This is a genomic window from Escherichia sp. E1130 (assembly GCF_005781065.1).
In the GTDB taxonomy this organism is placed as follows: Bacteria; Pseudomonadota; Gammaproteobacteria; order Enterobacterales; family Enterobacteriaceae; genus Escherichia.
In genome coordinates this window covers 1-2,670 of sequence record NZ_VATL01000043.1, presented here as the reverse complement: position 1 = coordinate 2,670, position 2,670 = coordinate 1, and the positions used below count along the sequence as shown (strand labels likewise).

General features: G+C 52.5%; 1 protein-coding gene, 2 pseudogenes and 1 other annotated feature. Of the genes and pseudogenes, 2 read left to right on the top strand and 1 reads right to left on the bottom strand.

Annotation, left to right across the window (positions count from 1 at the left end; all coding sequences use genetic code 11):
* Nucleotides 1–56: 56 nt before the first annotated feature.
* Together FEK66_RS24230 and FEK66_RS24220 are read left to right on the top strand one after the other, a co-directional pair.
* A pseudogene (locus FEK66_RS24230) lies at nt 57–961 on the top strand (IS3 family transposase); the annotation flags it as partial.
* Nucleotides 338–454 (top strand) — a sequence feature (AL1L pseudoknot). (Overlaps the previous pseudogene by 117 nt.)
* A 283-nt stretch (nt 962–1,244) precedes the next feature.
* Nucleotides 1,245–2,054: pseudogene (locus FEK66_RS24220) on the top strand (IS110-like element ISEc21 family transposase); the annotation flags it as partial.
* A 125-nt stretch (nt 2,055–2,179) separates the two neighbouring features.
* Here the strand turns inward: FEK66_RS24220 and FEK66_RS24215 are convergent.
* Nucleotides 2,180–2,491: a molybdopterin-guanine dinucleotide biosynthesis protein MobC gene (locus FEK66_RS24215; protein ID WP_138211628.1), complete on the bottom strand. Its 312-nt coding sequence runs from the start codon at nt 2,489–2,491 to the stop codon at nt 2,180–2,182.
* Between the last annotated feature and the right edge of the window lie 179 nt (nt 2,492–2,670).

Sequence of the window (2,670 nt, the reverse complement as noted above, 5' to 3'; positions counted from 1 at the left end):
GAACCGCCCCGGGAATCCTGGAGACTAAACTCTTTGAGAGAGAGGAGATCAACAGGATGAGCAAGAATACACGTTTTTCCCCGGAGGTCCGTCAGCGGGCCATTCGTCTGGTTCTGGAAAGTCAGGACGGGTATGACTCGCAGTGGGCAGCTCTGAGCTCCATCGCCCCCAAAATCGGCTGCACGCCGGAGACCCTGCGTATCTGGCTGCGTCAGTATGAGCGTGATGCCGGGGGCGGTGATGGTGGCCTCACCACCACCGAGCGCCAGCGCCTGAAGGCGCTGGAGCGTGAGAACCGAGAACTGCGGCGCAGCAACGATATCCTGCGACAGGCTTCAGCTTATTTTGCGAAGGCGGAGTTCGACCGCCTCTGGAAAAAATAGCCCTCCTTGTGGACACCCTGAGCGATGAATACGGGGTCGGACCGGTATGCCATGAGCTGGATATCGCCCCGTCGTCATACTACCGCCACCGTGAACATCAGCTGTACCCGGACAGACGTAGCCATCGCGATCGGCGTGATGAGCAACTGAAGCAGGAGATACAGCGCGTGTACGACGAAAACTACGGCGTCTATGGTGTTCGCAAGGTCTGGCGCCAGCTGCTGAGGGAGGGCTGCAGTGTGGCCAGATGTACCACAGAGCGTCTGATGAAGACCATGGGCCTTGCCGGCGTGTTCCGGGGTAAAAAAGTACGGACCACGGTCAGTCGTAAGGACAATGCCGCGCATGACCGTGTGAATCGTCAGTTCGTGGCAGAGCGTCCGGACCAGTTGTGAGTGGCTGGTTTTACCTACGTCAGCACCTGGCTGGGCTTCGCTTACGCGGCGTTCATTATCGACGTGTTCGCCGGTCGTATCGTGGGCTGGCGGGTGTCATCCTCGATGGAGACGACGTTCGTGCTGGATGCGCTGGAGCAGGCCCTGTGGGCTCGCCGGCCATCAGGAACCATCCATCACAGCGTCAGTAATAATGCCGGTGTCAGTTTTTATCATCACTCAGTTTGCCGTTTAACCGATTGGTGTGATTACTGATGCAGTGAAGACCTTCCCGCATCCTGACTCACACAGCGATCGACCTCTTGTGTCCTGCCCTGGACTCGTCGGTTGCCGGAAGCGCCTTCATGCGAGGCATCTCCTCACAGGTGCGCGTGACTCAAGAAGGGCCTGACGGCTTGTCTCGTTACTGTCCTGTCCGGGTTATCTGTCTGGAGATTCAACTCTGTTTCCTCACAGGAGCTCTGTTATGGCAGGTAAAGTTACGGAAGCCGCTGTTGTGGGTGGCGTGGATACACATAAAGATCTGCACGTTGCCGCTGTCGTAGATCAGAACAATAAAGTTCTGGGGACCCGGTTTTTCTCCACAACACGGCAAGGTTACCGGCAGATGCTGGCATGGATGACTTCGTTTGGGGCATTAAAGCGAATTGGTGTTGAGTGTACAGGCACCTATGGATCAGGTCTGCTTCGCTATTTACAGAATGCCGGGTTAGAAGTTCTTGAGGTGACTGCGCCAGATCGGATGGAGCGACGCAAACGGGGTAAAAGTGACACAATTGATGCTGAATGTGCCGCTCACGCCGCATTCTCCGGAATAAGAACCGTCACACCCAAAACGCGCAATGGCATGATTGAGTCTCTGCGGGTATTAAAAACTTGCCGAAAAACAGCAATATCAGCCCGCAGAGTCGCTCTCCTGATTATCCATTCCAATATTATCTCTGCCCCGGATGAATTACGTGAACAGCTCAGAAATATGACGCGCATGCAGCTCATCAGGACTCTGGGATCCTGGCGGCCTGATGCCAGTGAATACCGCAATGTTACCAACGTTTATCGTATTTCATTAAAGTCCCTTGCCCGACGCTATCTCGAGTTACATGACGAAATCGCTGATTTGGATGTCATGATTGCGGCAATTGTCGATGAGCTGGCGCCTGAACTGATTAAACGTAATGCTATTGGATACGAAAGCGCTTCGCAGTTGCTGATCACGGCAGGAGACAATCCCCAACGATTAAGAACAGAATCAGGTTTTGCGGCACTGTGTGGTGTTTTTCGCCGGTATTGACCGGCTCTAAATGAATCCCCGCCCGGTGAAAGAAAATCGCCACTGACGTGACGCTTTTCTTTCACCCGTCCGCCCCCAGGGGCTCCCCTGAATAGTCAGGCTTGCTGAAATTATGGCGCTACCTTATCTGACGACGTGGCGGTAACTTTTTTGGTTCTGGTAGCTCGCGTTGCTGATTTTTTTCCGGAATTCAACATTTCGCTAATAGCCTTGATGCTTGTCGGAATACCGGCGGAGTCCAGCGCACTTCGAATGTCTTCAACGCTATAACCCTTGCTGTTCGCTAACTCAATTATTTTGTCTTTGAGTTGCTCAAGAACATCTGTTTTTGTGAGTCGTGTTTGTGTCAAATCCGGAAGATCATCCAGTGACGATTTTGCCAGTTCCACATCTTCAGTGCTGTACCACTTTTTTTCCGCCATGCGTCAATTTCCTTTCATTTTGTGGTCAATATCAGCACAAGAGTATATCCCCACATGAAAAATAGTACCAGACCCCGTACTTTCTGGCGTAAGCCAGTGACGGCGAAGTAAAAATAACCTATACTTCCGGCCAGGAATCGAAATTCGATGTAAAACATAGGACAAGGTATGTTTTGTTG

Excerpts from the sequence above, each read along its gene's own strand:
- FEK66_RS24215 (WP_138211628.1), bottom strand. The coding sequence starts at position 2,491 with ATGGCGGAAAAAAAGTGGTACAGCACTGAAGATGTGGAACTGGCAAAA.